General features: G+C 36.8%; 29 protein-coding genes. 26 read left to right on the top strand and 3 right to left on the bottom strand.

Annotation, left to right across the window (positions count from 1 at the left end):
- The first annotated feature begins 5 nt into the window (after positions 1-5).
- The 7 genes from dnaK to AC1Q51_RS08830 all read left to right on the top strand — a co-directional run bounded on the left by dnaK (position 6) and on the right by AC1Q51_RS08830 (position 7,335).
- Complete coding sequence (gene dnaK / locus AC1Q51_RS08860) at positions 6-1,841, top strand: chaperone protein DnaK (RefSeq protein WP_000034701.1); 1,836 nt, start codon at positions 6-8, stop codon at positions 1,839-1,841.
- A 204-nt stretch (positions 1,842-2,045) separates the two neighbouring features.
- Positions 2,046-3,161 (top strand): molecular chaperone DnaJ, encoded by a 1,116-nt coding sequence (gene dnaJ, locus AC1Q51_RS08855; RefSeq protein WP_000043947.1) that lies wholly within the window; start codon positions 2,046-2,048, stop codon positions 3,159-3,161.
- A 28-nt stretch (positions 3,162-3,189) separates the two neighbouring features.
- Positions 3,190-4,128 (top strand): 50S ribosomal protein L11 methyltransferase, encoded by a 939-nt coding sequence (prmA, locus tag AC1Q51_RS08850; protein ID WP_000872103.1) that lies wholly within the window; start codon positions 3,190-3,192, stop codon positions 4,126-4,128.
- A gap of 144 nt (positions 4,129-4,272) precedes the next feature.
- Complete coding sequence (locus tag AC1Q51_RS08845; protein WP_001190142.1) at positions 4,273-5,022, top strand: 16S rRNA (uracil(1498)-N(3))-methyltransferase; 750 nt, start codon at positions 4,273-4,275, stop codon at positions 5,020-5,022.
- Positions 5,023-5,028: 6 nt separating this feature from the next.
- Positions 5,029-6,381, top strand: coding sequence for a tRNA (N(6)-L-threonylcarbamoyladenosine(37)-C(2))-methylthiotransferase MtaB (gene mtaB, locus AC1Q51_RS08840; protein WP_078401053.1), 1,353 nt, complete (start codon positions 5,029-5,031; stop codon positions 6,379-6,381).
- A 321-nt stretch (positions 6,382-6,702) separates the two neighbouring features.
- The gene (rpsU, locus tag AC1Q51_RS08835; protein WP_000048061.1) at positions 6,703-6,876 is read left to right on the top strand and encodes a 30S ribosomal protein S21; all 174 of its coding nucleotides are present in this window, start codon (positions 6,703-6,705) and stop codon (positions 6,874-6,876) included.
- A gap of 15 nt (positions 6,877-6,891) precedes the next feature.
- Positions 6,892-7,335 carry a GatB/YqeY domain-containing protein gene (locus tag AC1Q51_RS08830; RefSeq protein WP_000054582.1) on the top strand — a complete coding sequence of 148 codons (444 nt, stop codon included), beginning with the start codon at positions 6,892-6,894 and terminating at the stop codon, positions 7,333-7,335.
- A 135-nt stretch (positions 7,336-7,470) separates the two neighbouring features.
- Here AC1Q51_RS08830 and AC1Q51_RS08825 read toward each other — a convergent pair whose 3' ends face one another.
- Positions 7,471-8,097: a DUF4253 domain-containing protein gene (locus tag AC1Q51_RS08825; protein ID WP_492331465.1), complete on the bottom strand. Its 627-nt coding sequence runs from the start codon at positions 8,095-8,097 to the stop codon at positions 7,471-7,473.
- A gap of 426 nt (positions 8,098-8,523) precedes the next feature.
- On the opposite strand from AC1Q51_RS08825, the gene yqfC reads away from it, so the two are divergent.
- From yqfC to AC1Q51_RS08730, 19 genes are all read left to right on the top strand, one after another.
- A complete protein-coding gene (gene yqfC, locus AC1Q51_RS08820) occupies positions 8,524-8,817 on the top strand; it encodes a sporulation protein YqfC (RefSeq protein WP_000732269.1) in 294 nt (97 codons plus the stop codon).
- Between the two features lie 161 nt (positions 8,818-8,978).
- Positions 8,979-10,178, top strand: a complete 1,200-nt coding sequence (gene yqfD / locus AC1Q51_RS08815; RefSeq protein WP_000792498.1) for a sporulation protein YqfD — start codon at positions 8,979-8,981, stop codon at positions 10,176-10,178.
- A 3-nt stretch (positions 10,179-10,181) separates the two neighbouring features.
- On the top strand, positions 10,182-11,141 hold the full coding sequence (locus tag AC1Q51_RS08810; RefSeq protein ID WP_000840520.1) for a PhoH family protein: 960 nt from the start codon (positions 10,182-10,184) through the stop codon (positions 11,139-11,141).
- Between the two features lie 194 nt (positions 11,142-11,335).
- Positions 11,336-13,480 carry an HD family phosphohydrolase gene (locus AC1Q51_RS08805; RefSeq protein WP_000091513.1) on the top strand — a complete coding sequence of 715 codons (2,145 nt, stop codon included), beginning with the start codon at positions 11,336-11,338 and terminating at the stop codon, positions 13,478-13,480.
- Positions 13,477-13,947 carry an rRNA maturation RNase YbeY gene (gene ybeY / locus AC1Q51_RS08800; protein WP_000054684.1) on the top strand — a complete coding sequence of 157 codons (471 nt, stop codon included), beginning with the start codon at positions 13,477-13,479 and terminating at the stop codon, positions 13,945-13,947. Before AC1Q51_RS08805 ends, ybeY begins: the two co-directional genes overlap by 4 nt.
- Positions 13,944-14,297, top strand: a complete 354-nt coding sequence (locus AC1Q51_RS08795) for a diacylglycerol kinase family protein (protein ID WP_000715464.1) — start codon at positions 13,944-13,946, stop codon at positions 14,295-14,297. The genes ybeY and AC1Q51_RS08795 overlap by 4 nt, the downstream gene beginning before the upstream one ends.
- A 99-nt stretch (positions 14,298-14,396) precedes the next feature.
- Entirely contained in the window at positions 14,397-14,795 is a 399-nt protein-coding gene (locus AC1Q51_RS08790) for a cytidine deaminase (RefSeq protein ID WP_001086285.1), read from the top strand.
- Entirely contained in the window at positions 14,788-15,693 is a 906-nt protein-coding gene (gene era, locus AC1Q51_RS08785; protein WP_001080230.1) for a GTPase Era, read from the top strand. The genes AC1Q51_RS08790 and era overlap by 8 nt, the downstream gene beginning before the upstream one ends.
- Before the next feature lie 176 nt (positions 15,694-15,869).
- Complete coding sequence (locus AC1Q51_RS08780; RefSeq protein ID WP_000883924.1) at positions 15,870-16,013, top strand: YqzL family protein; 144 nt, start codon at positions 15,870-15,872, stop codon at positions 16,011-16,013.
- Positions 16,014-16,046: 33 nt separating this feature from the next.
- A complete protein-coding gene (gene recO, locus AC1Q51_RS08775) occupies positions 16,047-16,793 on the top strand; it encodes a DNA repair protein RecO (protein WP_000487009.1) in 747 nt (248 codons plus the stop codon).
- 107 nt (positions 16,794-16,900) lie between these two features.
- On the top strand, positions 16,901-17,533 hold the full coding sequence (gene ccpN / locus AC1Q51_RS08770; RefSeq protein ID WP_000583756.1) for a transcriptional regulator CcpN: 633 nt from the start codon (positions 16,901-16,903) through the stop codon (positions 17,531-17,533).
- A gap of 29 nt (positions 17,534-17,562) precedes the next feature.
- On the top strand, positions 17,563-18,375 hold the full coding sequence (locus AC1Q51_RS08765) for a pyruvate, water dikinase regulatory protein (protein ID WP_000368944.1): 813 nt from the start codon (positions 17,563-17,565) through the stop codon (positions 18,373-18,375).
- Between the two features lie 367 nt (positions 18,376-18,742).
- On the top strand, positions 18,743-18,874 hold the full coding sequence (locus tag AC1Q51_RS08760) for a hypothetical protein (protein WP_002024806.1): 132 nt from the start codon (positions 18,743-18,745) through the stop codon (positions 18,872-18,874).
- A gap of 136 nt (positions 18,875-19,010) precedes the next feature.
- On the top strand, positions 19,011-19,154 hold the full coding sequence (locus AC1Q51_RS08755) for a hypothetical protein (RefSeq protein WP_000479733.1): 144 nt from the start codon (positions 19,011-19,013) through the stop codon (positions 19,152-19,154).
- An 81-nt stretch (positions 19,155-19,235) separates the two neighbouring features.
- Positions 19,236-21,032 carry a DNA primase gene (gene dnaG, locus AC1Q51_RS08750; protein WP_000528221.1) on the top strand — a complete coding sequence of 599 codons (1,797 nt, stop codon included), beginning with the start codon at positions 19,236-19,238 and terminating at the stop codon, positions 21,030-21,032.
- Between the two features lie 59 nt (positions 21,033-21,091).
- Positions 21,092-22,219, top strand: coding sequence for an RNA polymerase sigma factor RpoD (gene rpoD, locus AC1Q51_RS08745; protein ID WP_000764066.1), 1,128 nt, complete (start codon positions 21,092-21,094; stop codon positions 22,217-22,219).
- A 386-nt stretch (positions 22,220-22,605) separates the two neighbouring features.
- Positions 22,606-22,962, top strand: a complete 357-nt coding sequence (gene cccA / locus AC1Q51_RS08740) for a cytochrome c550 (RefSeq protein ID WP_000828142.1) — start codon at positions 22,606-22,608, stop codon at positions 22,960-22,962.
- Positions 22,963-23,127: 165 nt separating this feature from the next.
- The gene (locus AC1Q51_RS08735) at positions 23,128-23,835 is read left to right on the top strand and encodes a tRNA (adenine(22)-N(1))-methyltransferase (RefSeq protein ID WP_001006547.1); all 708 of its coding nucleotides are present in this window, start codon (positions 23,128-23,130) and stop codon (positions 23,833-23,835) included.
- Positions 23,832-24,953, top strand: a complete 1,122-nt coding sequence (locus AC1Q51_RS08730; protein ID WP_090977054.1) for a Nif3-like dinuclear metal center hexameric protein — start codon at positions 23,832-23,834, stop codon at positions 24,951-24,953. The genes AC1Q51_RS08735 and AC1Q51_RS08730 overlap by 4 nt, the downstream gene beginning before the upstream one ends.
- 40 nt (positions 24,954-24,993) lie before the next feature.
- Here AC1Q51_RS08730 and AC1Q51_RS08725 read toward each other — a convergent pair whose 3' ends face one another.
- Positions 24,994-25,944, bottom strand: coding sequence for a 4-hydroxy-3-methylbut-2-enyl diphosphate reductase (locus tag AC1Q51_RS08725; protein WP_000706657.1), 951 nt, complete (start codon positions 25,942-25,944; stop codon positions 24,994-24,996).
- An 89-nt stretch (positions 25,945-26,033) separates the two neighbouring features.
- A complete protein-coding gene (gene vrrA / locus AC1Q51_RS08720) occupies positions 26,034-26,780 on the bottom strand; it encodes a VrrA/YqfQ family protein (RefSeq protein ID WP_000484179.1) in 747 nt (248 codons plus the stop codon).
- Positions 26,781-26,881 lie beyond the last annotated feature (101 nt).

The following is a 26,881-nucleotide window of genomic DNA, read 5'->3' as shown; positions in this document are numbered from 1 at the left end:
TCGCCATGAGTAAAATTATCGGTATTGACTTAGGTACAACAAACTCTTGTGTAGCTGTTATGGAAGGTGGAGAACCAAAGGTTATCCCAAATCCAGAAGGAAACCGTACAACACCTTCTGTTGTAGCTTTCAAAAATGAAGAACGTCAAGTTGGGGAAGTTGCAAAGCGCCAAGCAATTACAAACCCAAATACAATCATGTCTGTTAAACGTCATATGGGTACAGACTACAAAGTAGAAGTTGAAGGTAAAGATTATACACCTCAAGAAATTTCTGCAATCATTTTACAAAACTTAAAAGCTTCTGCTGAAGCATACTTAGGTGAAACAGTAACGAAAGCTGTTATTACAGTACCTGCATACTTCAACGATGCAGAGCGTCAAGCAACGAAAGATGCTGGTCGTATCGCTGGTTTAGAAGTTGAGCGTATCATTAACGAGCCAACAGCAGCAGCACTTGCTTACGGTTTAGAAAAACAAGACGAAGAACAAAAAATCTTAGTATATGACTTAGGTGGCGGTACATTTGACGTATCTATCCTTGAGTTAGCAGACGGCACATTCGAAGTTATTTCAACTGCTGGTGACAACCGTCTTGGTGGCGATGACTTTGACCAAGTTATCATCGATCACTTAGTAGCTGAGTTCAAAAAAGAAAATAACATTGATTTAAGCCAAGATAAAATGGCGCTTCAACGCTTGAAAGATGCAGCTGAAAAAGCGAAAAAAGATCTTTCTGGTGTAACACAAACTCAAATTTCATTACCATTCATTAGTGCTGGAGCTGCTGGTCCATTACACCTAGAATTAACGTTAACAAGAGCGAAATTCGAAGAGCTTTCAGCAGGTCTTGTTGAAAGAACATTAGAGCCAACTCGTCGTGCATTAAAAGACGCTGGTTTTGCTCCAAGCGAATTAGATAAAGTTATTCTTGTTGGTGGATCTACTCGTATCCCAGCTGTACAAGAAGCTATTAAACGTGAAACTGGTAAAGAGCCATATAAAGGTGTAAACCCTGATGAAGTTGTAGCATTAGGTGCTGCAGTTCAAGGTGGCGTACTTACTGGTGATGTAGAAGGCGTTCTATTATTAGACGTAACTCCACTTTCTTTAGGTATTGAAACTATGGGTGGCGTGTTCACGAAATTAATCGAGCGTAACACTACAATTCCAACAAGTAAGTCACAAGTATTCTCGACAGCTGCGGATAATCAACCAGCAGTAGACATTCACGTATTACAAGGTGAGCGTCCAATGTCAGCTGACAACAAAACGTTAGGTCGTTTCCAATTAACTGACCTTCCACCAGCACCACGTGGTATTCCACAAATCGAAGTAACATTCGATATTGATGCGAACGGTATCGTTAACGTACGTGCGAAAGACTTAGGAACAAGCAAAGAGCAAGCTATTACAATCCAATCTTCTTCAGGTCTTTCTGATGAAGAAGTAGAACGTATGGTACAAGAAGCGGAAGCAAATGCTGACGCTGACCAAAAACGTAAGGAAGAAGTTGAACTTCGTAACGAAGCTGACCAACTTGTATTCCAAACAGACAAAGTTGTAAAAGATTTAGAAGGTAAAGTAGATGCAGCTGAAGTTGCAAAAGCAACAGAAGCGAAAGAAGCATTACAAGCTGCAATTGAGAAAAACGAGCTTGAAGAAATTCGTGCGAAAAAAGATGCTTTACAAGAAATCGTACAACAATTAACTGTTAAATTATACGAGCAAGCTCAAGCAGCTGCTGGTCAAGCAGAAGGTGCGCAAGGTGCACAAGACGCTGGCACGAAGAAAGACAATGTAGTTGACGCTGAGTTTGAAGAAGTAAAAGAAGACAAGTAATTCAACTGTAAACATAATAAGTAAGATGACAAAAAGTCAAAGTCAAGCGTGCCTTGACTTTGGCTTTTTTCACGAATGAGAAGCGATGTGTGAGGATCTTAAGTTTTTCGCTTTGCATACTGTAAGTGAGGAAACTTTGTTGCAAAGCACTTTCTTTCGGTGTTAAAATTACGTTTATGTGAAAGATTCGGGGGTTGTAAATTTATGAGTAAACGAGACTATTATGAGGTCCTTGGACTTAGCAAGGGCGCTTCAACAGATGAAATAAAAAAAGCGTATCGTCGTTTGGCTAAAAAATACCATCCAGACGTAAGCAAAGAAGAAAATGCAATTGAAAAGTTTAAAGAAGTACAAGAAGCATACGAAGTGTTAAGTGATGATCAAAAGCGTGCGCAGTACGATCAATTTGGTCATGCTGGTGCAAATCAAGGATTCGGTGGATTTGGCGGCGGAGGAGACTTCGGCGGTGGCTTCGGTTTTGAAGATATATTTAGTTCTTTCTTTGGCGGTGGCGGCGGCAGACGTCGTGATCCAAATGCTCCGCGCCAAGGTGCTGACTTACAATATCAAGTCACTTTAGATTTTGAAGAAGCTATTTTTGGTAAGGAATTAAATGTGGAAATTCCAGTAGAAGATCCATGTGATACTTGTAAAGGTAGTGGAGCAAAACCAGGAACTTCAAAAGAAACATGTAAACATTGTTCAGGCTCTGGTCAAGTGAGTGTAGAACAAAACACACCGTTTGGTCGTATCGTAAACCGTCAAGCTTGTGGTCATTGTTCAGGAACTGGACAAATTATTAAAGAAAAATGTACGACATGTCACGGTTCAGGTAAAGTTCGTAAGCGTAAAAAAATCAATGTTAAAATTCCAGCGGGTATCGATAATGGTCAACAAATTCGTGTGTCTGGAAAAGGTGAAGCCGGCGTAAATGGCGGACCAGCAGGAGACTTATATGTTGTCGTTCATGTAAGAAATCATGAATTCTTCGAGCGTGAAGGAGATCACATTATTTGCGAAATGCCATTAACATTTGCGCAAATGGCGCTTGGTGATGAAGTGGAAGTTCCTACTGTTCATGGTAAAGTGAAGCTGAAAATTCCAGCAGGAACACAAACTGGAACAGAATTCCGCTTAAAAGGAAAAGGTGCTCCGAACGTACGTGGATACGGCCAAGGAGATCAATATGTAGTCGTTCGTGTTGTTGTACCGACGAAATTGACTTCACAGCAAAAAGATTTATTACGTGAATTTGCAGGACAAGAAGAGCAGGATGATAGTTTATTCGGAAAGCTTAAACGTGCTTTCAAAGGGGAATAATGGAAATAAAAAATGGAGTTGGTAAATTGTGAAATGGTCAGAAATTAGTATTCATACAACAGAAGAAGCAGTAGAAGCTGTCTCTCATATTTTACATGAAGCTGGTGCTAGCGGAGTTGCGATTGAGGATCCAGCGGAGTTAACGAAAGAGCGCGAGCAACAATATGGTGAAATTTATGCATTGAATCCAGATGAATATCCGGCGGAAGGTGTATTAATAAAAGCATATTTCCCGCAAACGGATTCTTTACATGAAACGATTGCAGGTGTAAAATCATCTATTGATGTGCTTCCATCTTACGACATTGAAATTGGTACTGGAAATATTACCGTTAACGAAGTCAATGAAGAAGATTGGGCTACTGCTTGGAAAAAATATTACCATCCAGTACAAATTTCTGATACATTCACAATCGTACCGACGTGGGAAGAATATACACCATCTTCTCCTGATGAAAAAATCATTGAATTAGACCCAGGTATGGCGTTTGGTACAGGAACTCATCCAACAACAACGATGTGTATTCGTGCTTTAGAAAAAACAGTACAGCCAGGTGACACTATCATTGATGTAGGAACAGGTTCTGGTGTGCTTAGTATTGCAGCGGCAAAATTAGGTGCGTCTTCTGTTCAAGCATATGATTTAGATCCGGTTGCAGTTGAAAGTGCAGAAATGAATGTGCGTTTAAATAAAACAGATGATATCGTGTCTGTTGGGCAAAATAGTCTTTTAGAAGGTATTGAAGGTCCTGTTGATTTAATCGTAGCTAACTTATTAGCAGAAATTATTCTTTTATTCCCTGAAGATGCAGCGAGAGTTGTGAAGTCAGGTGGATTATTTATTACATCGGGCATTATTGCTGCGAAGGAAAAAGTAATTTCTGAGGCGTTAGAACAAGCTGGATTTACAATTGAAGAAGTGTTACGAATGGAAGATTGGGTAGCAATTATTGCACGAAATGCGTAATATAGATTTTAGTCTATAATGAAAAGGGGAGTCTCTCACTATAAGGTGAGGGACTTGCCGTTTGTTATATGAAAAATGATAATGTTTCGTTCTTTTCGTAAGTGTTGACTTACGAAAGGAACGAAACTCTACTAAGGTGATTATATGCAACGTTATTTTGTAGAAGAAAAACATGTAAGTGAAGCAAAGATTCGCATTGTAGGTGATGATGTACATCACATTGCGAGAGTAATGCGTATGACAGCTGGCGATCAAATTTACTGCTGTGTAAACGGAAAAACAGCAGTATGTTCAATTGATGAAATTACCAGTGAATTTATTAATACGGCTATTGTAGAATGGGTAGAGGCGTCAAGTGAACTTCCTGTTTTCGTGACGATTGCAAGTGGACTGCCAAAAGGAGACAAGCTAGAGTTGATTTTTCAAAAAGGAACTGAGCTTGGGGCAGCTGCATTCTTACCATTTCAAGCATCTCGCTCTATCGTAAAATGGGATGCGAAAAAAGCTGATAAAAAAGTTGAGCGTTTAAGAAAAATTGTGAAAGAAGCTGCGGAACAATCACATAGAAGTGAAATTCCGGAAGTACATGCTCCGGCATCATTTAAGCAACTGCTTACAATGAGTGGTGAGTATGATGTTTGTCTTGTTGCTTACGAAGAGGAAGCGAAACAAGGCGAGAAATCTAATTTTGCGAAAGCTTTAACGACAATGAAACCAGGTCAAAAGCTATTGATTGTATTTGGCCCAGAAGGCGGTTTAGCTGAGGAAGAGATTACAGCGCTTCGTGAACATAAATTTGTACCATGTAGTTTAGGACCAAGAATTTTAAGAACAGAAACGGCGCCGTTATACGCGTTAAGTGCTGCTTCGTATCATTTTGAATTGATGGGGTGATGATCAATGTCAACTGTTGCGTTCCATACGTTAGGTTGTAAAGTAAACCACTATGAAACAGAAGCCATTTGGCAATTGTTTAAACAAGGTGGTTATGAAAGAACAGAATATGAAAAGAAAGCTGATGTATATGTTATTAACACATGTACAGTAACGAATACTGGGGACAAAAAAAGCCGTCAAGTAATCAGACGTGCTGTGCGTCAAAATCCAGATGCAGTTATTTGCGTAACGGGATGTTATGCACAAACATCTCCAGCTGAAATTATGGCGATTCCAGGTGTAGATATTGTAGTTGGTACACAGGATCGTGAAAAGATGTTAGGTTACATCGAAGAATTCCGTAAAGAGCGTCAACCAATTAATGCTGTCCGCAATATTATGAAAACACGTGTGTACGAAGAACTTGATGTACCTTATTTCACGGATCGTACACGTGCGTCTTTAAAAATACAAGAGGGTTGCAATAACTTCTGTACATTCTGTATCATTCCTTGGGCGCGTGGTTTAATGCGTTCTCGTGATGGAAAAGAGGTTATTAAACAAGCACAACAATTAGTGGATGCAGGCTATAAAGAAATCGTATTAACGGGTATTCATACAGGTGGATACGGCGAAGATATAAAAGATTATAACTTAGCTGGATTACTTCGTGATATGGAAGCGGAAGTAGGCGGATTAAAACGTCTTCGTATTTCTTCTATTGAAGCGAGTCAAATTTCAGATGAAGTAATTGAAGTGTTAGATAAATCTGAAGTAGTTGTACGTCACTTGCATATTCCGTTACAATCTGGTTCTAATACTGTATTAAAACGTATGCGTCGTAAATATACGATGGAATTCTTCCAAGAGCGTTTAGATCGTTTGAAAGAAGCGTTACCAGGCCTTGCGATTACATCTGACGTAATCGTTGGTTTCCCAGGTGAAACAGAAGAAGAATTCATGGAAACATACAATTTCATTAAAGAGAACCGCTTCTCTGAGTTACACGTGTTCCCTTATTCAAAACGTACAGGAACACCTGCAGCACGCATGGAAGATCAAGTTCCTGAAGATGTGAAGAACGATCGTGTTCATCGTTTAATTGAGCTATCTAATCAATTAGCGAAAGAATATGCATCAGCGTTTGAAGGTGAAGTGCTTGAAATTATTCCAGAAGAGCAATTTAAAGACGGCGACCGTGAAGGGTTATATGTAGGGTATACAGATAACTACTTGAAAATTGTATTTGAAGGATCAGAAGAATTAATTGGTAAGCTAGTGAAAGTGAAAATTACGAAAGCTGGCTATCCATATAACGAAGCGCAATTTGTTCGTGTTCTTGAAGATGATGTGAAAAATGAATCAGCAAGCGCATAAAAAAGAGCGTGCAACCGGAAACGGTTTGCATGCTTTCTTTATTTGAAGCGGTTAAGTACTAGAAGGTGGAGAGGCGTTTCGTGCATCCCTGTATGAAAAAAGTTGAAATGATAAAAATATAGTTGTCTTCATGAAAGAAGGATACTAGCTATTTGTATAACTTTTGAAAAGGAAATGCTTCTATTCTTCTTTTATTCTGCCAAATAGTTGACCTGAAGTGATAAAATGTATTATAATCGTAAAAGACATGCTGAAGAAGTGTTTCTTTTTGCATGCTGAAGTTAGTATGTAAGTGTGATGTTTCGGAGGGAGGGAAAGAGAATGTCAAAAACAGTCGTTCGTAAAAACGAGTCTTTGGAGGATGCACTTCGCCGTTTTAAAAGATCGGTTTCTAAAACTGGTACACTTGCTGAAGCAAGAAAGCGCGAGTTTTATGAAAAACCAAGTGTAAAACGTAAGAAGAAATCTGAAGCGGCAAGAAAGCGTAAATTCTAAGAGAGGGTGTAAGTTATGAGTCTTCTCGGTCGTTTAAACGATGATATGAAACAAGCGATGAAGAATAAACAAAAAGAAAAATTAACCGTTATTCGTATGGTTAAGGCTGCTTTACAAAATGAAGGTATTAAACTGCAACATACTCTTACTGAAGAAGAGGAAGTAACAGTTTTAGCTCGTGAAGTAAAACAGTATAAGGACTCCCTCCTTGAATTTAAAAAAGCTGGTCGTGAAGACCTTGTTAATAAACTGCAAAGTGAAATTCAGATTTTAAGCGCATATTTGCCAGAGCAATTAACTGAAGAAGAACTAGTTGATGTAATCAAGCAAGTTATTTCTGAAGTTGGTGCGACTTCTAAAGCAGATATGGGTAAGGTGATGACTGCTGTTATGCCGAAAGTAAAAGGTAAAACAGACGGATCACTTGTGAATAAGTTGGTTATCCAGCTATTAGCATAAAAAAACGTCTCATTTCGTATGAGACGTTTTTTTATTGTTCTTATTAAGGAAAAACGCTATATTGCTTAAAAAGCGTTTCTGTAAGTGATAGAAACGCCTCTGGTATGTAAAAAAAGGTAACGGCCTTAGTTATGATTAATCCCACCATAAAAAAAGCTTTTTCGTTTTCTTAATTTCTTCGACTAACTCCTCAATGCTTTCTGTTCCTTGTTCCACTATATCTGGACAAAATTCATACATTTCTTGCGCGAAAGATTGCATTTCTTCGTCTGTAGGTAACGCGCTAAAAATGGCATCAACCCAGTCATGATCTGCACCGATTATGATAAAAGGATAGCGATCATTCCATTTTCTTAGTTTAAAAATAACATCTATATTGCTAACTTCGTAATTAACGCCATTTGTTTGTTGGATTGTAAGGATATCAAATTGGTCATTTCCTTGTGTAATTGCAATTCTACACTCACTCTTACTTCCTTGACTAAAACTTCTTTCGCAAATAAAAGCTAAGTATCCAAGTTTCTGAACCTCAGATTGAAGTTTTATAACTTGCTGTTCAGCAGAATCCTCAAAGGTAACGAAAGAGACTCCGGCTAGTTTAGATTTTGAATCAGTTGCATAAAAGGGCTGGATGCTGCTGTTAGTAACTTGTTTTATAACATTCAAAATTTCTTGACTAAATCCAATTTCCTTTCGTATTTCCTCGCTTATTAATTCATTTTTTTGTTTTTTAATGAATCCTAATATTTTTTTGAAATTCATATAACAACCACCTATAAAATATTCTTACTTACACCGCAAAATTCAGAGTGGAGCAATTTCCTTTTTCGGATTTTATCTCATTTGTCTAATGAATGACAACTACTTATTCTATGGTCAGTATGTCACGTCCAGAACGAATTGTAACAGGTTTTTTCAAGTTTCCAACTTCTTGCTAGGCTCAATTTCTTAATTTAACTTGTACTGATATCCCCTGAGGGCGCATATTCTTGTATTAATACTTCTATTATTATGGGTAACATTCTCTGATCCATCATTGTCCTGATAAATATGATTTCATATAGCGACTGTTTTAATTAACATGAGATGAACTCTTACAGAATATAGTTATGTTAGTGAAGTCGTTATAACACGATAGGCACTTGTGAAGAAATACATATATATGGGATGAGGAGGGGGTCTTTCGAGATGAAGAAATTAGAACAAATGAAAAATTGGTTAACAAAACAAGTAGACCTACCAGTGGATGTATTAATGGATCTGCCTCGGATTACTCTTGTTGGGCAAATACATATTTATATAGAAAATCATCGGGGGCTATTAGTGTTTTCAGATAAAGAAGTGCGATTGCTTTTAAAACATGGTCAATTACTAATTAAAGGACAATCCTTTGTTATTAAAACGATTCTTCCAGAAGAGCTTTTGCTCGAAGGGATAATTGAGCAAGTAACATTTTTAGAAAATGAAAAAAAAGGTGATTGAAGTGAAACTTCCATTTGTGAAGTTTTTCTTCTTTATCCTGTAAAAGTTTCGTTGATAGAGACCGATTACAGTTTTAATTTGTTTCATTTTAGTACGAGCTATTTTAATGCTTCAAATAAAAAGTAGTATATCTACTTTTAGAAAGGCAGTGAAGGTGGTAAATGAAAAATAAATGGTTTATAAAGTGGCTTGGATATGTAAAAGTGCGGATTGAAGGTAGAGGAGCGGAACGGTTTGTTAATGAATGTGTACGGAGGAATTTGTTAGTTTGGGATGTTAAGAAAATAGCTGATGAAACGTTAGTTTTTTGTATGTTGTTACGCGATGTGAAAAAAATAAAACCAATTTATAGAAAAAATGAATGTAAATTATATTTTATTGGACGTTATGGCTTTCCTTTTTGGAATAAGCGTTTAATTAAAAATAGTGGATTTTTAATTGGGTTTTTAATTTTCTTTTTTGGCGTGATTGCAATGTCAAATATGGTTTGGAAAATTGAAATTACAGGAGCAAAACCCGAAACAGAATATATATTGATGAAAGAATTGGATAAAATGGGTATTAAAAAAGGGAAACTACAATTTCAAATGCCGAATGTAGAAGATGTACAACGCCATTTGACAGATAATATTAATGCCATTACTTGGGCGGGACTAGAAGTAAGAGGAACGACGTATCATTTTAAAATTGTTGAAAAAAACGAACCAAAAAAAGAAAAGGAACAAAGGCCGCAAAATTTAGTAGCAAAAAAAGAAGCGATTATTACAAAAACGTTTGTAGAAGTTGGAAAGCCGGTTGTACTGAAGAATGATCATGTAGAAAAAGGGCAGATTCTCGTATCGGGAATATATGGTAATGAGGAAAGTCCGACGATTGTTTCAGCGAAAGGTATTGTGTATGGCGAAACGTGGTATACATCTAAGGTAGATGTTCCGCTAAAGACGCAATTCCAAGTGTATACTGGTAATGTATACAATGAACATTTTCTTAAATTCGGGGATACGAAAATAAAAATATGGGGATTTCAGCATGATAAGTATAAACGCTCTCGTACTGAAAGTGTAAAGCATGATGTGAAATTATTTGGTTTTACACTGCCGATTGCATATGAAAAAGATGTTGTGAGAGAAGAGGAAGAAGCGAATCGAGAATATACAGAAAAGCAAGCGCTGAAAGTAGCGAAGGAGATGGCCGAAAAAGAACTAAAGAAAAAATTGGATGAACATGCTATGATTGTAAGTGATAAGATTTTGAGTAAAGAGGTTGAGGCGGATCAACTAAAAGTCACATTGCATTATACTGTGGTTGAAAATATTGCAGAGCCACAACCAATATCCGAATCCGATATTCAAGGAGACTGAGTAATGGCAGAACAATTAGTAGAAATGAACCAACAATTGGAAAATACTAACGAAGCAATCGCTCTTTTTGGAGTCAATGATGCACATTTAAAAGTAATTGAACGAGAACTGAATGTATCGATCGTAACTAGAGGAGAAACTGTTCATGTATCTGGAGCAGTTGAAACGGTGACACTCGTAGAAAAAATCTTACAGCAATTACTTGTTGTAATTCGTAAAAGTATATCAATTTCAGAGAGAGATGTTGCGTATGCAATTCAGCTCGCGCAACAAGGGAAAATTGCTCAATTTGAAGAGTTATATGAAGAAGAAATTTTCAAGACTGCAAAAGGTAAATCCATTCGTGTAAAAACAATGGGGCAAAGAAGATATATTCATGCGATGAAGAAGAATGATATTGTCTTTGGGATAGGGCCTGCAGGAACTGGAAAAACATACTTAGCTGTAGTAATGGCTGTGAGAGCTTTAAAACAAGGATATGTAAAGAAAATTATTTTAACAAGACCTGCTGTAGAAGCTGGAGAAAATTTAGGTTTTTTACCAGGGGATTTGAAAGAGAAGGTAGATCCATACTTACGTCCATTATATGATGCCTTACATGATATTCTTGGACAAGAATATACGCAGCGTATGATGGAGCGGGGAGTAATTGAAATAGCTCCGCTTGCTTATATGAGGGGGCGTACGCTTGATGATTCATTTGTTATTTTAGATGAGGCTCAAAATACAACGGGTGCTCAAATAAAAATGTTTTTAACAAGATTAGGTTTTAGCTCTAAAATGGTTATTACAGGGGACCCTTCACAAGTAGACTTGCCAAAAGGGGTAAAATCAGGGCTATCTATAGCTGCTAATATTTTATCTGGTGTATCAGGTCTGTCATTTATTACATTAGAACAAACGGACGTTGTGAGACATCCATTGGTGCAACGTATTATTGAGGCATATGATAAAATGGAATGATCCTATTTGTCAGGATCATTTCTTTTTGTATGATAAGGTTGGCGAATGTCATATTTTTTACTATCATGAAAGATAAGGAAAATAAACTATAGGTACTGGTGTGTAAAATGTTGCCTCAAAGTATCGTTGGGTAGAAGAAATGAAAGCTATAAATAGTTTCACTTTATTTCTGGAGAGGAGAAGGTATTGAAATCATGTCAAGATCTCAAGAAATTTCTAAGTGGTTTCGTAATTTACAACATTCGAAAAAACTAAGTTGGATTTCTTACGTTGTGTTAGGAGCAGTGCTGTTTTTTGCGCTTATGAATAATGTAAAACCAGAACAATTAGATGTTAATATGTATTCTATTGCGAAAAAGACAATCCATTCTCCTATAAAAATTGAAGATAAAGTTACAACGGATAAAAAGAAAAAAGAAGCCGCTACAAAAGTTGAAGATCAATATACATATAAAAGTGAGTATAAACAAAACAAAGTTGATATTGTGAATGACGTCTTTGCTAAAGTGGATGAAGTGGTGCAAGAGATTAAAGCTGTTGGACCGGATGATCAAAAAAAGATGACTGATGCTGAGAAAGTGGATAAGTTAAAAAAGAAACTACCCGCTGACTTAACGAAAGAATTATCTGATTCAAACTTACTAAATTTGATTAATGCAGATTCGAGCCAATTAGTATTAGCGAAAGATGCTGCGGTCACAGCGATTAATAGTATCATGACTGAGCATATTAAAATGGACGAATTGAAAGATGCGAAAGAACGATATGTAAGTGAGATGAATAGTGTTAATGTTGATAATGGTTTAAAAGAGTCAATTAAGGCGCTAGGAAGATATGCAATTTCAGCGAACTATTTTTATGACCCGATCTTAACGAAAGAGAAGAGAAAAGCAGAGGAAGATTTAGTTCCACCTGTTTATATTCTTCAAGGACAAGTTCTTGTTAGAGAAGGTGAAACGATTTCAAGTGATGTGTATAATCAGTTGAAATTAGTTGGTTTGTTAGAAAAAGGGAACGGCTTTCAACCTTATGTTGGATTAGCGGTACTCATTGGTGTATTACTATACTTTATGCATAAACAATTTGAATTATTTTTAAAGAGAAAAAGAGAAGATAGACCGTATGTTTTAGCGTATATTACAATTTTGTCTATCACAATCGTCTTAATGAAAATCATTAGTTTGTTTCAAAAACTTGAATACGCAGGGATTGCATATGTTGTCCCAGTTGCGATGGGAACAATACTTGTAAAACTAATGATTGGTGATCGATTTGTCTTTTTAACGAGTATGATTTTTTCTGTATGCGGAAGTATTATGTTTAATGAAGGAGTAACGAGTACATTAAATTATAGTGTAGGGATTTACGTATTGTTAAGTTCATTATCGGTTAGTATTTTCTTGCGAGAAAAAAATCGTCGTACAATGATTTTACAAGCTGGTATACTCGTTTCTGTATTAAATGTAGTCGTATTAGCGGCGCTCTTATTATTACGTAATGGGAATTTTTCGCCTCTTGAAATTGGTACGCAATTATTAATGGCTTCACTTTCAGGGATTATATCATCCGTTTTGGCTATGGGGATTTTACCATATTTAGAAAGTGGACTTGGAATCGTATCAAGTATGAAGCTTATGGAACTATCAAGTCCAAATCATCCGCTTTTACGCAGAATTTTGTTAGAAGCGCCAGGGACATATCATCATAGTGTAATGGTAGCGAATCTTTCTGAGGCTGCTTGTGAAGCAGTTGGGGCAAATGGTGTATTAGCGCGTGTAGGGGCATATTATCATGATGTAGGAAAAACAGTACAACCGCAATTCTTTATTGAAAACCAAATGGGAATTAAAAACCCGCATGATAAATTAGATCCTGTAACGAGTAAAGATATTATAATTGCTCACGTAACGGATGGAGTAAGAATGCTCGAAGAATATCATATTCCACAAGAAATTATTGATATCGCTGGGCAACATCACGGTACAACGTTACTGAAATATTTTTATTATAAAGCTATTAAAGAAGATAAAGAAAAATATACAGAAGAGATGTTCCGTTATCCAGGTTCAAAAGCAACTTCGAAAGAATCGGCAATTGTTGGTATTGCTGATAGTGTAGAAGCTGCGGTACGTTCTATGAATCACCCAACGCCAGAACAAATTAATAATTTGGTGCAAAGTATTATTAAAGATCGACTGCAAGACGGTCAATTTAGTGAATGTGATTTGACGTTTAAGGAACTACAAATCGTTGGAAAAACGTTGTGTGAAACGTTAAATGGTATTTTCCATTCGCGTATTACATATCCGGAACCTCCGGAAGAAAAGGAGAAAGAATGAGTTTGTTAATTGATTTTATTGATGAAACAGAAGAAGTAAAAGAAGAGTATATGAGTTTAATTCGTGAAGTGTTAGAAAAAGCAGCTCAAATGGAAAATATCGAGGATGGTGCGGAGGTATCGGTGACATTTGTAGATAATGAGCGCATTAGAGAAATTAATCGTGATTACCGAGATAAAGATCAACCTACAGATGTAATATCCTTTGCCATGGAAGAGATGGGAGAAGGAGAAATGGAGATTGTTGGTGCAGAGATGCCGCGCATGTTAGGGGATCTTATTATCTCTATTCCAAGAGCGAAAGAGCAAGCTGAAGAGTACGGACATTCTTTCGATCGTGAACTTGGATTTTTGGCGTTACATGGCTTTTTACATTTACTTGGTTATGATCACATGACAGAAGAAGATGAAAAAGAAATGTTCGGAAGACAAAAAGAAATTTTAGAAGCTTTTGGATTAGGACGATGAAAAAAGGAAAACTTATAGATAGTTTTGGATATGCTATAGCTGGTATATTCTTTTGTTTTCGTCATGAACGAAATATGAAAATCCATTATTTAGCCGCAGTCATTGTTATATGCTGCGGCTTTTATTTCCATATTACGAAAATAGAGTGGATGATATTACTTATTGTAATAGGGAGTGTAATGAGTTTAGAGATGGTAAATACGGCTGTGGAAAAAACGGTAGATTTAGCGACTGCCGATATTCATCCGTTTGCAAAAATTGCAAAGGATGTTGCGGCAGGAGCGGTTTTATTGTTTGCAATTATAGCTGTTATAATTGGTGCTATTATCTTTTTACCGTATATGGTATAGTTGCATTCCGAAGCTTTTATTAAGCTTTGGAAGTGCTGTAAGGGCCTTTAATGAGAGAGTGTATCTCTTCATAGCTGTGAACAGGAAGGATGCGGGAATATGAATAGTAAACAATTAATTCTAGAAGCAATCGAAGCGCGTAAACAAGCGTACGTACCATATTCTAAATTTCAAGTAGGTGCAGCATTATTAACGCGCGGTGGAAAAGTATATCGTGGATGTAATGTTGAGAATGCATCATATGGCTTATGTAATTGTGCTGAAAGAACAGCTTTATTTAAGGCGGTTTCTGAAGGAGATAAAGAATTTGTAGCCATTGCGGTTGTAGCAGATACAAAGCGCCCAGTACCTCCTTGTGGAGCATGTCGACAAGTTATGGTAGAATTATGTAAACAGGATACGAAAGTATACTTATCAAACTTACATGGTGACGTTCAAGAGACGACAGTCGGAGAATTGTTACCAGGAGCATTTTTAGCGGAGGATTTACATGAATAGAAAAGGTTATAAATCAGGTTTTGTCTCTATTATTGGCAGACCGAATGTTGGAAAATCTACATTTTTAAACCGTATTATCGGCCAGAAAATTGCTATTATGAGTGATAAGCCACAAACGACTCGTAATAAAATTCAAGGTGTATATACAGAAAATGATGCACAAGTTATTTTCATTGATACACCAGGAATACATAAACCTAAACATAAATTAGGCGACTTCATGGTAAAGATGGCGCAAACGACATTAAAAGAAGTTGATATTGTTCTGTTTATGGTTAATGCAGTTGAAGGATTTGGTCGTGGTGAGGAATTCATCATTGAGAAATTAAAAGAAACGAAACAACCAGTATTTTTAGTCATTAATAAAATTGACCAACTTCATCCAGAGCAATTACTAGAGTTAATTGATCAATATCGTAAACTACATGAGTTTGCAGAGATTGTACCAATTTCTGCGTTAGACGGTAATAATGTGGACGCTTTAATTGGAACAATTAAAAAGTATTTACCAGAAGGACCACAATACTATCCAGAGAATCAAGTAACGGATCATCCGGAGAGATTTATTATTGCAGAGCTTATTCGTGAGAAAGTACTACATTTAACACGTGAAGAAGTGCCGCATTCTGTGGCTGTTGTTATCGATGCGATTCAAAAGCGTGAGGGCGGGGCAGTTTATATAAATGCAACGATTGTTGTTGAACGTGCATCACAAAAAGGAATCATCATCGGAAAACAAGGAAAAATGTTAAAAGAAGTTGGTAAGCGAGCTCGTTTTGATATTGAAGCGCTACTTGGTTCTAAAGTATTTTTAGAAGTATGGGTAAAAGTGCAAAAAGATTGGCGTAATAAAATGTCTCAGCTTCGTGACCTAGGTTTCCGCGAGGATGAGTACTAAAATAGAGTAAAGTTGTAATCAGTGGATGGTTGGTTCATCCACTGATTATTGGTTTTTATGAACTTTGATAAATTAGGAAAAATTTTTCTCACATGAAAATGGACAAAATGGGTCAATTTAATAACAACAAAGGAAATTGGTTTATAGGCTACGCTTATTGAGAAAGGTGGATTCTTATGCTAGATTTTACCTGGAAGTTTTTCTCCAAAACAGGAAGCATTGAAACGTACTTGCTTTTGAAAGAAATGGAAAAAGACGTAAACGATGAGATGGATCAACATGAAGAGGAGCTAGCGCATCTAGACTCTCCAATTTCTTGACCCGTTTTGTTCAAACCTTGGATGGTGACGAACATGTTTCAAAAAGTTGAGGGCATCGTTATCCGTACGACAGATTACGGAGAAACGAACAAGATTGTTACAATATTCTCAAGAGAACTTGGTAAGGTAAGTGCAATGGCAAGAGGGGCAAAAAAACCGAAAAGCCGATTAGCATCTGTGTCGCAATTAATGACACATGGCCATTTTCTTATTCAAATGGGATCTGGGCTTGGAACATTGCAACAAGGCGAGATTATTTCAACTATGAAAGAAATTCGCGAGGATATATTTTTAACTGCTTATGCATCATTTATTGTTGAGTTAACTGATAAAGCAACAGAAGATAAAAAACATAATCCGTATTTATTTGAAATGTTATATCAAACGTTGCATTATATGTGTGAGGGTGTTGATCCAGAAGTATTATCATTAATTTATCAAACGAAAATGCTTCCGGTATTAGGGATGCGCCCGTACTTTGATACATGTGCGATTTGTCATCAAGAAACAGACTTTGTCGCCTTCTCCGTAAGGGAAGGCGGTTTTCTGTGCTCACGTCATGCAGAGCAAGACCCATATCGTATACCGGTAGGAGAAGCTGTTCATAAATTATTACGTCTTTTCTTCCATTTCGATTTACATAGGCTCGGAAATGTATCGGTAAAGGATAGCACAAAAAAACAAATGCGTTTAGTATTGAATACATATTATGATGAATATTGCGGAATTTATTTGAAATCAAGACGTTTTTTAGAACAACTTGATAAGTTTCAAATATAATTTTGGGCCGTATACGGTCCTTTTTACATACTTTCTTTTTCGAATAGCATATTTAGTATATAATATTTAAGAGATAGTATAACTTTTTTCGTTGTGCATTAAAGGTGGTGATTATCATAGAGCTGAATAAACGGCAAGAACATATCATTCAGATTGTAAAAGATCACGGTCCTATTACAGGGGAATCAATTGCAGCGCAATTGGGTCTAACACGTGCGACGCTAAGACCAGACTTAGCAATTTTAACGATGGCTGGTTATTTAGAAGCACGTCCACGCGTAGGTTATTTTTATACGGGTAAAACTGGGGGGCAGCTATTATCTGAAGCTGTTAAGAAAATTAAAGTACAAGATTATCAATCTAGACCGGTTGTAATTGATAAAAATGTTTCCGTATACGATGCAATTTGTACGATGTTTTTAGAGGACGTTGGTACATTGTTCGTTGTAGATCAGATGACTCTATTAGTTGGTGTTGTGTCTCGTAAAGATTTATTAAGAGCGAGCTTAGGAAAGCAGGATTTAACCTCTCTTCCGGTTAATATTATCATGACAAGGATGCCAAACATTGCGATGTGTCGTAGAGAGGATTCTTTATATGATATTGCGATGGAATTAATAGAAAGACAGATTGATGCAATGCCAGTTGTAAAAGATACGAAACAAGGTTTAGAAGTGATTGGGCGAATTACAAAAACAAATATTACACGTGCGTTTGTAAATTTAGTAAATAACGAATAAGTGTAATTTGTTTAAAGTGAGGTAATGTAATGGATAATAAAATCGTATATGTCGTATCTGACTCTGTAGGGGAAACGGCTGATTTGGTTGTTCGAGCAGCAATGGGGCAATTCCCGTTTGCTCCTGATATTAGACGTGTACCGTATGTAGAAGATACAGGGACATTAAAAGAAGTGATTTCGATTGCTAAGAGTAATCAAGCACTTATATGTTTTACGTTAGTTAAGCCTGATATGCGCCAGTATTTAGTAACAGAGGCTGCAAAAGAAGGGGTAGAGGCATACGATATTATCGGCCCTCTTATTGATCAAATTGAAGAAATTACGGGGCAAGTGCCGAGATATGAGCCAGGTGTTGTCCGTAGGTTAGATGAAGAATACTTTAAAAAGATTGAAGCGATTGAGTTTGCTGTGAAGTATGATGACGGCAGAGATGCACGAGGTATTTTAAAAGCAGATATCGTGTTGATTGGTGTTTCGCGTACATCAAAAACACCACTTTCCCAATATTTAGCTCATAACAAACGCTTGAAAGTTGCGAATGTACCACTCGTGCCAGAAGTTGACCCACCTGAAGAACTATATCAAGTGGCAAAAGAAAAATGTTTCGGTTTGAAAATTACGCCAGATAAGTTAAATCATATTCGAAAAGAACGATTAAAATCACTTGGATTAAGTGATGGAGCAACATATGCAAATATTAATCGTATTCAAGAAGAAATTGATCACTTTGAGGAAGTAATTAGTAAAATAAATTGCCAAGTAATCGATGTATCGAATAAAGCGATTGAAGAAACAGCAAATATTATTGTGAATGCAGTGCAAAACCAAAAAATGTTTTAGCACATTTACCAAAGGTGAATGTGCTTTTTTCGCTCGTGTGAAATATGATACCTATGGATTTTGTAATAGATCGTAGTGTAATGGTTATACTTATACTCCTTTGTCTTTTAGTATATTCAAGGTGTGAGTTTGTCATCCTGAAATGTAAGCTGAAAAAATAAAGGGATATGTAGCGTAGTTGAAGAAAATATATTATAATAAAAAATTGTGATAAAAACCTATATTTTACGTTTAGACTTTAATTTTTCAGAATAAACTAGGGATAGGATTTACGAAAAAGACATGTAATTACGTTAAATCGACAAAATCTATACAAGAAAACGCACATTATGGAAGGATTCACAGAAGGGATGTAGAATACAGAAATATGCAAAACATCAACAACATATTAGTTGGTGTAGATGTATATCCCGTGAAGGCTGAAATTGTGCAAGTTGGAGCGGAATTTCATGTCGGAATTTTGTTTGTCGCATCATATGCTCATCCTTTAAGGAAATAGCAAGGCAATTGGATCTTTGTAGATACTGAACAAAATGGAGTTGATTGTTACATGGATCAACATGCAAATGTTACAGATCTCAAGATCAAACAGTATATGTGGCTTGCTACTCTTCTTGTAAAAAGGTGTATATGTATTGTTTCTAAGAGATACATTTGTAACAGATGAGCAAATGTATACAATTTTATATAGCAAGTATGTATATGCGATTTATGCAGATAAAGGACCTATAGGAAAGGTTCAAAATCGTTTATACAATGTAATCGGCAACACTTTCTAACAAGTTTAGAAAAATATTGTCGAATTATAAAGGAATTTTTTAATTTATATCGAATACAAAATACGACACGGAGATGGAGTTATGGGGAACAGAATTCCCGAAGAAGTTGTTGAACAGATTCGGACATCATCCGATATTGTAGAAGTGATTGGTGAATACGTTCAACTTAGAAAACAGGGGCGTAACTATTTCGGCCTTTGTCCATTTCATGGTGAGAATTCTCCTTCATTCTCTGTTTCATCTGATAAGCAAATTTTTCATTGCTTCGGATGTGGAGAAGGTGGAAATGTATTTTCCTTTCTAATGAAAATGGAAGGACTGGCTTTTACCGAGGCTGTTCAAAAGCTAGGCGAAAGAAATGGAATTGCGGTTGCAGAGTATACATCAGGGCAAGGACAACAAGAAGACATATCTGATGACACTGTCATCATGCAACAAGCTCATGAATTATTGAAAAAGTATTATCATCATTTATTAGTAAATACGGAAGAGGGAAATGAAGCACTTTCATATTTATTAAACCGTGGTATTACGAAAGAGATGATTGAGAAGTTTGAAATTGGTTATGCATCACCTGCTTGGGATGCAGCGACGAAAATTTTACAAAAAAGAGGTTTATCGCTGTCTAGTATGGAACAAGCTGGCCTTCTAATAAGAAGTGAGAAGGATGGTAGTCATTACGATCGCTTCCGTGGAAGAGTTATGTTCCCGATCTATACGTTACAAGGTAAGGTGATAGCGTTTAGTGGAAGGGCGTTAGGGGACGACACTCCGAAATATTTAAATAGCCCTGAAACACCGATTTTTCACAAAAGTAAATTGTTGTATAACTTCCACCAAGCAAGACCGTTTATTAGAAAGCGTGGGCAAGTGGTTCTTTTTGAAGGATATGCCGATGTACTAGCTGCGGTAAAAAGTGGTGTGGAAGAAGCTGTTGCGACAATGGGAACAGCTTTAACTGAAGAACAAGCAAAACTTCTGCGACGTAACGTTGAAACTGTTGTTCTTTGCTATGATGGTGATAAAGCAGGGCGAGAAGCGACGATGAAAGCAGGGCAATTATTGCTAAAAGTTGGTTGCCAAGTGAAAGTCACATCCTTGCCAGATAAGCTTGATCCTGATGAATATGTGCAACAATATGGGACTACCGCTTTTGAAAATCTTGTGAAATCAAGTGTGAGTTTTGTTGGTTTTAAAATAAATTATTTGCGTTTAGGGAAAAATTTGCAAGATGAGTCTGGCAAAGAAGAATATGTGAAAAGTGTTTTAAAAGAGTTATCGTTGTTACAAGATGCGATGCAGGCAGAGTCATATTTGAAGTCATTATCGCAAGAATTTTCGTATTCAATGGAAACACTTTTGAATCAATTGCACCAATATCGCAAAGAACAAAAGGTACAGCAAAAACAAATAAAGCAGGTTGCTAAACCGTCTCAAGTCGTTCAAACAAAACCGAAGTTAACAGGTTTTGAAAGAGCGGAAAGAGAAATTATTTACCATATGTTGCAAAGTGCAGAAGTAGCTGTTCGTATGGAATCCCATATAGAAGATTTTCATACAGAAGAACATAAAGGGATTTTATATGAACTATACGCATATTATGAAAAGGGAAATGAACCTTCAGTCGGAACATTTTTAAGTTGGCTCTCTGATGAAAAGTTGAAAAATATTATCACTGATATTTCGACGGATGAATTTATTAATCCAGAATACACAGAAGAAGTGTTGCAAGGCCATTTGGAGACGCTTAGACGGCATCAGGAAAAACTTGAAAAGATGGAGATCATCTTTAAAGTGAAACAAATGGAAAAAACAGATCCTGTAGAGGCTGCTAAATATTATGTAGCATATTTACAAAATCAAAAAGCGAGAAAATAGCTTTTTTGATAAAGTTTTAGTATAATGAATGTTTGTATCTCGCGTAAGGAGGGGAACAGATGGCTGACAAACCAGCTCGTTCTAAACAAATTGAAACTGAAATGACCCTTGAGCAAGTGAAAGAACAACTCACTGAGCTCGGAAAAAAACGTGGCGTTCTTACATATGAAGAGATTGCAGAACGCATGAATGGATTTGAAATTGAATCCGATCAAATGGATGAATACTATGAATATTTAGGTGAACAAGGCATTGACTTAGTTGGTGATAATGACAACGAAGAAGGCCCTAATAATCGCCAAATTACAAAAACAGAAGAAGAGTTTGACCTCAATGATTTAAGTGTACCACCTGGGGTTAAAATCAACGATCCTGTTCGTATGTATTTAAAAGAAATTGGTCGTGTAGACTTACTATCTGCAGAAGAAGAAATTCGACTTGCAACGCGTATTGAAGAAGGCGATGAAGAAGCGAAACGTCGTCTTGCAGAAGCAAACTTACGTCTTGTAGTAAGTATTGCAAAGCGCTACGTAGGCCGTGGTATGCTTTTCTTAGACTTAATTCAAGAAGGTAATATGGGTCTAATTAAAGCTGTTGAAAAGTTCGATTATCGTAAAGGTTTCAAATTTAGTACGTATGCAACTTGGTGGATTCGCCAAGCTATTACACGTGCGATTGCGGACCAAGCGCGAACAATTCGTATTCCAGTTCATATGGTTGAAACGATTAATAAGTTAATTCGTGTACAACGTCAATTATTACAAGATTTAGGTCGCGAACCGTCTCCTGAAGAGATTGGTGAAGAAATGGATCTTGCTCCAGAAAAAGTACGTGAAATCTTAAAAATTGCACAGGAGCCAGTTTCTCTTGAAACACCAATTGGTGAAGAAGATGACTCCCATTTAGGTGACTTTATTGAAGACCAAGAAGCAACATCGCCTGCGGACCATGCAGCCTATGAATTGCTAAAAGAACAATTAGAAGATGTGTTAGATACACTAACAGATCGTGAAGAAAATGTTCTGCGTCTTCGTTTCGGTTTAGATGATGGACGAACTCGTACGCTTGAAGAAGTTGGGAAAGTATTCGGCGTAACGAGAGAGCGTATCCGTCAAATTGAAGCAAAAGCACTTCGCAAATTAAGACATCCAAGTCGTAGTAAGCGTCTTAAGGATTTCTTAGAATAGGTTATTTTTTAAGTTTACTTCACCTTTGTGAAGTAAACTTTTTTATTTTGTTAATTTTTGTTAAAATTTAGCTATCGGCAACGATTACAATTTCTTGTAATTTATTTTACAGAATTGTCTTTTGATTTGCAAATGCTCATTTTTCGATTTTTCGATTAATTTTGTTTATTCTATACAAAAATATATGTAGAAAAGCGAAAAATATGATGAGAAACGTTAATAATTATCGAAATAATAAGCTATATGACAATAAAAAACAATAAACTGAATTTATGGAATATTTTTAACAAGTAGTAGTTTTCTCTTTTCTGATAGAGCGTTTTCAAGTACAATGGAAATGACTGAATCATCTAACTATTTAGGGGTATAGAGGGGGGAGAAGAGATATGAAACGTAATCCGCTGATTCCGTTCGCTCTTATTGCAGCATTGGGTATTATCGTTATGTTTGTATTTTCATTTCAGGGGCTAAATAAATCTAAAGAGTTAGCTGATGCAAAAAATGGCGGGAAGCCAGCACAAACAGCATCAAAACCAGAGGATATTGTGAAGCAAAGCTGTACGAGCTGCCACGGTGATCAGTTACAAGGGGCAGTAGGACCTAACTTACAAAAAATTGGTGGGAAACTTTCAAAGGATGAAATTAAAGAAATTCTTTCGAAAGGAAAGGGCAATATGCCTGCTAATATAGTTCCAGCTGATCAAGCCACTAAAGTAGCTGATTGGTTATCGAAGAAAAAATAAAGTTCCGTATGACAAGTCTTTTGCTTATGCAAAGGGCTTGTTTTTCTATATTTTCTAAAATACGATGAATGATAGAGAAGTGAATTGTTGTTATAGGCTTGCAACAACTACTATAAATTCATTATCATGGAGACAGACTGACAAGAGAAGGAGTAATGGAAATACATGAATGAAGTAAAGCTTTCAAAACGATTAGAAGAAGTTGTGCGTGAAATACCGGTAGGATCTACAGTTGCTGATATTGGATCGGATCATGCGTATTTACCGTGTTATACAATTATAAATAATATTGCTACAAAAGCAGTTGCTGGAGAGGTTGTAGATGGACCGTTTCGCTCTGCACAAGCAACTGTAGCTGAAAGTGGCTTGCAAGATAAAGTAGATGTGCGTAAAGGGAATGGATTAGCTGTTATAGCGCCAGGAGAAGTAGATGTAATTACGGTTGCTGGAATGGGCGGAGCGTTAATTCGTGACATTTTAGAAAGTGGTAAAGAAAAATTAGAAGGTGTAACACGTTTAATTTTACAGCCGAATATTGCAGCACATCATATTCGTGAATGGTTTGTTGAAAATGGTTGGGAGCTTATCCATGAAAAAATCGTAAAAGAAGATGGGAAAATTTATGAGATTTTAGTAGGAGAGCGAGGAAATGTCGAAGCACCTTACTCGGAAAATAAACAAGCGGGATTGTTTATGGGGCCATTTTTAATAAAAGAAAAAAGTGAAGCTTTCGTTGAAAAATGGGAAGGGGAATTGAAAAATTTCCAAAATATTTTAAAACAGTTAGAACGTGCGGCTAATTCTGAAGAAACAAAAGCGAAACGTGCAGAAGTAGAAGCGAAAATGAAAATGATAGGGGAGATTTTATCATGAGTAAAATTCCAAACGGCCATGAAATTATTTCTTTATTTGAAAGTATGTATCCGAAGCATCTGGCGATGGAAGGAGATAAAATTGGTCTGCAGATTGGAGCGCTTAATAAATCTGTACAACACGTATTAATTGCATTAGATGTAACGGAGGAAGTTGTGGAGGAAGCGATTCAATTAGGGGCGAATGTCATTATCGCGCATCATCCTTTAATTTTTAATCCGTTAAAAGCGATTCATACAGATAAAGCGTACGGAAGAATTATTGAAACGTGTATTAAAAATGATATTGCCATTTATGCAGCGCATACAAATGTGGATGTTGCCAAGGGCGGGGTAAATGATTTACTTGCTGAGGCGTTAGGGTTGCAAAATACAGAAGTTTTGGCACCGACATATGCAGAAGAAATGAAAAAAGTTGTTGTGTTTGTGCCAGTAACTCATGCAGAGGAAGTACGAAAAGCATTAGGAGACGCAGGTGCTGGTCATATCGGCAATTATAGCCACTGTACGTTTAGTAGCGAGGGTACAGGTACGTTTGTACCTCAAGAGGGGACAAATCCTTATGTAGGGGAAACTGGACAGTTAGAGCGCGTAGAAGAAGTGCGGATCGAAACGGTTATTCCAGTTTCACTACAACGAAAAGTGATTAAAGCAATGGTAACGGCACATCCATATGAAGAAGTAGCGTATGATGTGTATCCACTTGATAACAAAGGCGAAACATTAGGGCTTGGGAAAATAGGATACTTAAAAGAAGAAATGACACTTGGACAGTTTGCAGAACATGTAAAGCAATCATTAGATGTAAAGGGTGCACGAGTTGTTGGGAAATTAGATGATAAAGTGCGCAAAGTAGCTGTACTTGGTGGTGATGGTAACAAATACATCAATCAAGCTAAATTTAAAGGAGCAGATGTATATGTAACAGGTGACATGTATTATCATGTTGCTCATGATGCGATGATGCTCGGTTTAAATATAGTTGACCCAGGACATAACGTTGAAAAAGTAATGAAGCAAGGTGTACAAAAGCAATTACAAGAAAAAGTGGATGCAAAGAAACTCAATGTACACATTCATGCTTCGCAATTACATACAGATCCATTTACATTTGTATAAGAAAAATAAAAACCGTTGCTCATATAGGCAACGGTTTTTATTATTGTTCTTTTTTCACTTTTACACGGGGTAATATTTTTTGTAACGGTACTTTTCGAACTCTCTCCCATGTAGCGGGATTCATTGGGTCATATTGATCTAAGAAAGCGATAACTTCTTTTGTAATTGGAGTTGGAGTAGAAGCACCTGCTGTAACAGCTACGTTTTCTACACCTTGTAGCCACTCTAATTTAATCTCACTTACGTCTGCAACGCGGTATGCTTTCGTACCAGCAATTTCTTGTGACACTTGTGCTAAACGGTTTGAGTTGTTACTTTTCGGATCACCGACAACAATTGTTAAGTCTGCAACATCAGCTTGTTTAGCGACAGCTTCTTGGCGAACTTGAGTTGCTAAACAAATTTCTTTATGGAATTCTGCTGTTGGGAATTTTTTTTGAATGTCCTCCATTAAATGTTGAACATCCCATTGACTCATCGTTGTTTGATTCGTTACTAAAATTTTATCTGTTGGGATTTCTAATGTTTTTAAATCATCGGCTTTTTCGATAAGGTGAACGATGTCAGGTGCAATACCAACTGCGCCTTCTGGCTCTGGATGATTTTTTTTACCGATATAAATGACATGATACCCTTCCGCTTTCTTAGCTTCGATAAGGTCATGTGTCTTGGTAACATCTGGACAAGTGGCATCGATTGTTGTTAAACCTTTTTCTTTTGCGCGTTGTTTAACTTCTGGAGAAACACCGTGTGCAGTGAAAATAACAGTACCAGAATCAATTTTATCTAAAATTTCTAAGCGACTTGGACCGTCTAATGTGATGATTCCATCTTCTTCAAAAGCGTCTGTAACATGTTTATTGTGAACAATCATACCTAAAATATAAATGGGTCTCGGCAATGATTTATCTAATGCGGCGTTACGTGCAATTACCATTGCATCGACAACACCGTAGCAATAACCACGAGGGGAAATTTTAACAATTTTCATATGAGTAATCCTCTCCTTCTAAACAAGGGATACTTTTGTGCATAGTCTTTTACATTATAAAGGAGGAGTGGATAGAAAACAAAGGATTGTTACACATATAGTTTTGGTTTTGTTGCTGTTTTTTGAACAGGCTCCTCTCGTAATTCTTTTTCTATGACTGGCTCAATCACTATTTTTTTTCTTTTTCTTTTTTTTTGTGGAGGAGGTGGAGTTGCTACCTCAACCTTTTCTGTTATGTCTTCAGCCTGATTTTTAGTTGAATCTTCTTCCGTACTTTTTCCAGAGGTGAGGATTTTAACAATGCTTGGTAGGTTACGCATAATAGGGCCGTACTGTTCGACGACAGGGCTTACAGATTGAACGACTTGGGATACTTTTTCTATATTGTTTATCATATTAGTTGGATTCGAAATTAAATTCGCAAAAAAACTGCCGATGCCGCTACTGGATGCTGCTGTAGTTGTTGCACCGCCGCGCGTTTCGTTTGATTCGTACATTTGAGGGGGAATCATTTGCTCTGGATGCTGCTGCATGTATGGTTGATATTGCTGTGAGTACTGCTGTGGGTATTGCTGTTGATATTGGGGTTGATATTGTTGCCGATATTGAGGTGGCGGTTGCTGGTGCTGGTGCATCATTGGTGGTGGTCCTTCCATTTGTCGATAAGGCGGAACCATTTGCATGTAAGGTTCGGTTGGATCGTGTTTTTTAAAGAGTTTAGCAAGGAACCCTTTCTTTTTTTGTGCCATTGGTGGTAGTTGTGGAATTGGATATGGTGTATAAGGTTGCTGCCCTTGATTTGGATACATTTGTCTTGTAGGGGATTTTGGAAACATGTGAGAAATCCTCCTTTCTTCAGTTAGGTATATACACATACAATATGCAATAAGGGGGAAGAAGGTTAGTTTTTGAAGGGAAAACCTAAACTAAAGATGGA

This window comes from Bacillus sp. MT94 (assembly GCF_058792475.1).
Note: the sequence above shows the minus strand (reverse complement) of the source record. Positions and strands in the feature narration are given on the sequence as shown.

Excerpts from the sequence above, each read along its gene's own strand:
- AC1Q51_RS08765 (WP_000368944.1), top strand. The coding sequence starts at position 17,563 with ATGGATAATAAAATCGTATATGTCGTATCTGACTCTGTAGGGGAAACG.
- AC1Q51_RS08780 (WP_000883924.1), top strand. The coding sequence starts at position 15,870 with ATGCTAGATTTTACCTGGAAGTTTTTCTCCAAAACAGGAAGCATTGAA.
- recO (WP_000487009.1), top strand. The coding sequence starts at position 16,047 with ATGTTTCAAAAAGTTGAGGGCATCGTTATCCGTACGACAGATTACGGA.
- AC1Q51_RS08730 (WP_090977054.1), top strand. The coding sequence starts at position 23,832 with ATGAGTAAAATTCCAAACGGCCATGAAATTATTTCTTTATTTGAAAGT.
- AC1Q51_RS08725 (WP_000706657.1), bottom strand. The coding sequence starts at position 25,944 with ATGAAAATTGTTAAAATTTCCCCTCGTGGTTATTGCTACGGTGTTGTC.
- AC1Q51_RS08845 (WP_001190142.1), top strand. The coding sequence starts at position 4,273 with ATGCAACGTTATTTTGTAGAAGAAAAACATGTAAGTGAAGCAAAGATT.
- AC1Q51_RS08810 (WP_000840520.1), top strand. The coding sequence starts at position 10,182 with ATGGCAGAACAATTAGTAGAAATGAACCAACAATTGGAAAATACTAAC.
- dnaK (WP_000034701.1), top strand. The coding sequence starts at position 6 with ATGAGTAAAATTATCGGTATTGACTTAGGTACAACAAACTCTTGTGTA.
- mtaB (WP_078401053.1), top strand. The coding sequence starts at position 5,029 with ATGTCAACTGTTGCGTTCCATACGTTAGGTTGTAAAGTAAACCACTAT.
- yqfC (WP_000732269.1), top strand. The coding sequence starts at position 8,524 with ATGAAGAAATTAGAACAAATGAAAAATTGGTTAACAAAACAAGTAGAC.
- cccA (WP_000828142.1), top strand. The coding sequence starts at position 22,606 with ATGAAACGTAATCCGCTGATTCCGTTCGCTCTTATTGCAGCATTGGGT.
- rpoD (WP_000764066.1), top strand. The coding sequence starts at position 21,092 with ATGGCTGACAAACCAGCTCGTTCTAAACAAATTGAAACTGAAATGACC.
- AC1Q51_RS08830 (WP_000054582.1), top strand. The coding sequence starts at position 6,892 with ATGAGTCTTCTCGGTCGTTTAAACGATGATATGAAACAAGCGATGAAG.
- yqfD (WP_000792498.1), top strand. The coding sequence starts at position 8,979 with ATGAAAAATAAATGGTTTATAAAGTGGCTTGGATATGTAAAAGTGCGG.
- rpsU (WP_000048061.1), top strand. The coding sequence starts at position 6,703 with ATGTCAAAAACAGTCGTTCGTAAAAACGAGTCTTTGGAGGATGCACTT.
- vrrA (WP_000484179.1), bottom strand. The coding sequence starts at position 26,780 with ATGTTTCCAAAATCCCCTACAAGACAAATGTATCCAAATCAAGGGCAG.
- AC1Q51_RS08790 (WP_001086285.1), top strand. The coding sequence starts at position 14,397 with ATGAATAGTAAACAATTAATTCTAGAAGCAATCGAAGCGCGTAAACAA.
- dnaJ (WP_000043947.1), top strand. The coding sequence starts at position 2,046 with ATGAGTAAACGAGACTATTATGAGGTCCTTGGACTTAGCAAGGGCGCT.
- ybeY (WP_000054684.1), top strand. The coding sequence starts at position 13,477 with ATGAGTTTGTTAATTGATTTTATTGATGAAACAGAAGAAGTAAAAGAA.
- dnaG (WP_000528221.1), top strand. The coding sequence starts at position 19,236 with ATGGGGAACAGAATTCCCGAAGAAGTTGTTGAACAGATTCGGACATCA.
- era (WP_001080230.1), top strand. The coding sequence starts at position 14,788 with ATGAATAGAAAAGGTTATAAATCAGGTTTTGTCTCTATTATTGGCAGA.
- AC1Q51_RS08735 (WP_001006547.1), top strand. The coding sequence starts at position 23,128 with ATGAATGAAGTAAAGCTTTCAAAACGATTAGAAGAAGTTGTGCGTGAA.
- AC1Q51_RS08760 (WP_002024806.1), top strand. The coding sequence starts at position 18,743 with ATGCAAAACATCAACAACATATTAGTTGGTGTAGATGTATATCCCGTG.
- AC1Q51_RS08795 (WP_000715464.1), top strand. The coding sequence starts at position 13,944 with ATGAAAAAAGGAAAACTTATAGATAGTTTTGGATATGCTATAGCTGGT.
- AC1Q51_RS08825 (WP_492331465.1), bottom strand. The coding sequence starts at position 8,097 with ATGAATTTCAAAAAAATATTAGGATTCATTAAAAAACAAAAAAATGAA.
- AC1Q51_RS08805 (WP_000091513.1), top strand. The coding sequence starts at position 11,336 with ATGTCAAGATCTCAAGAAATTTCTAAGTGGTTTCGTAATTTACAACAT.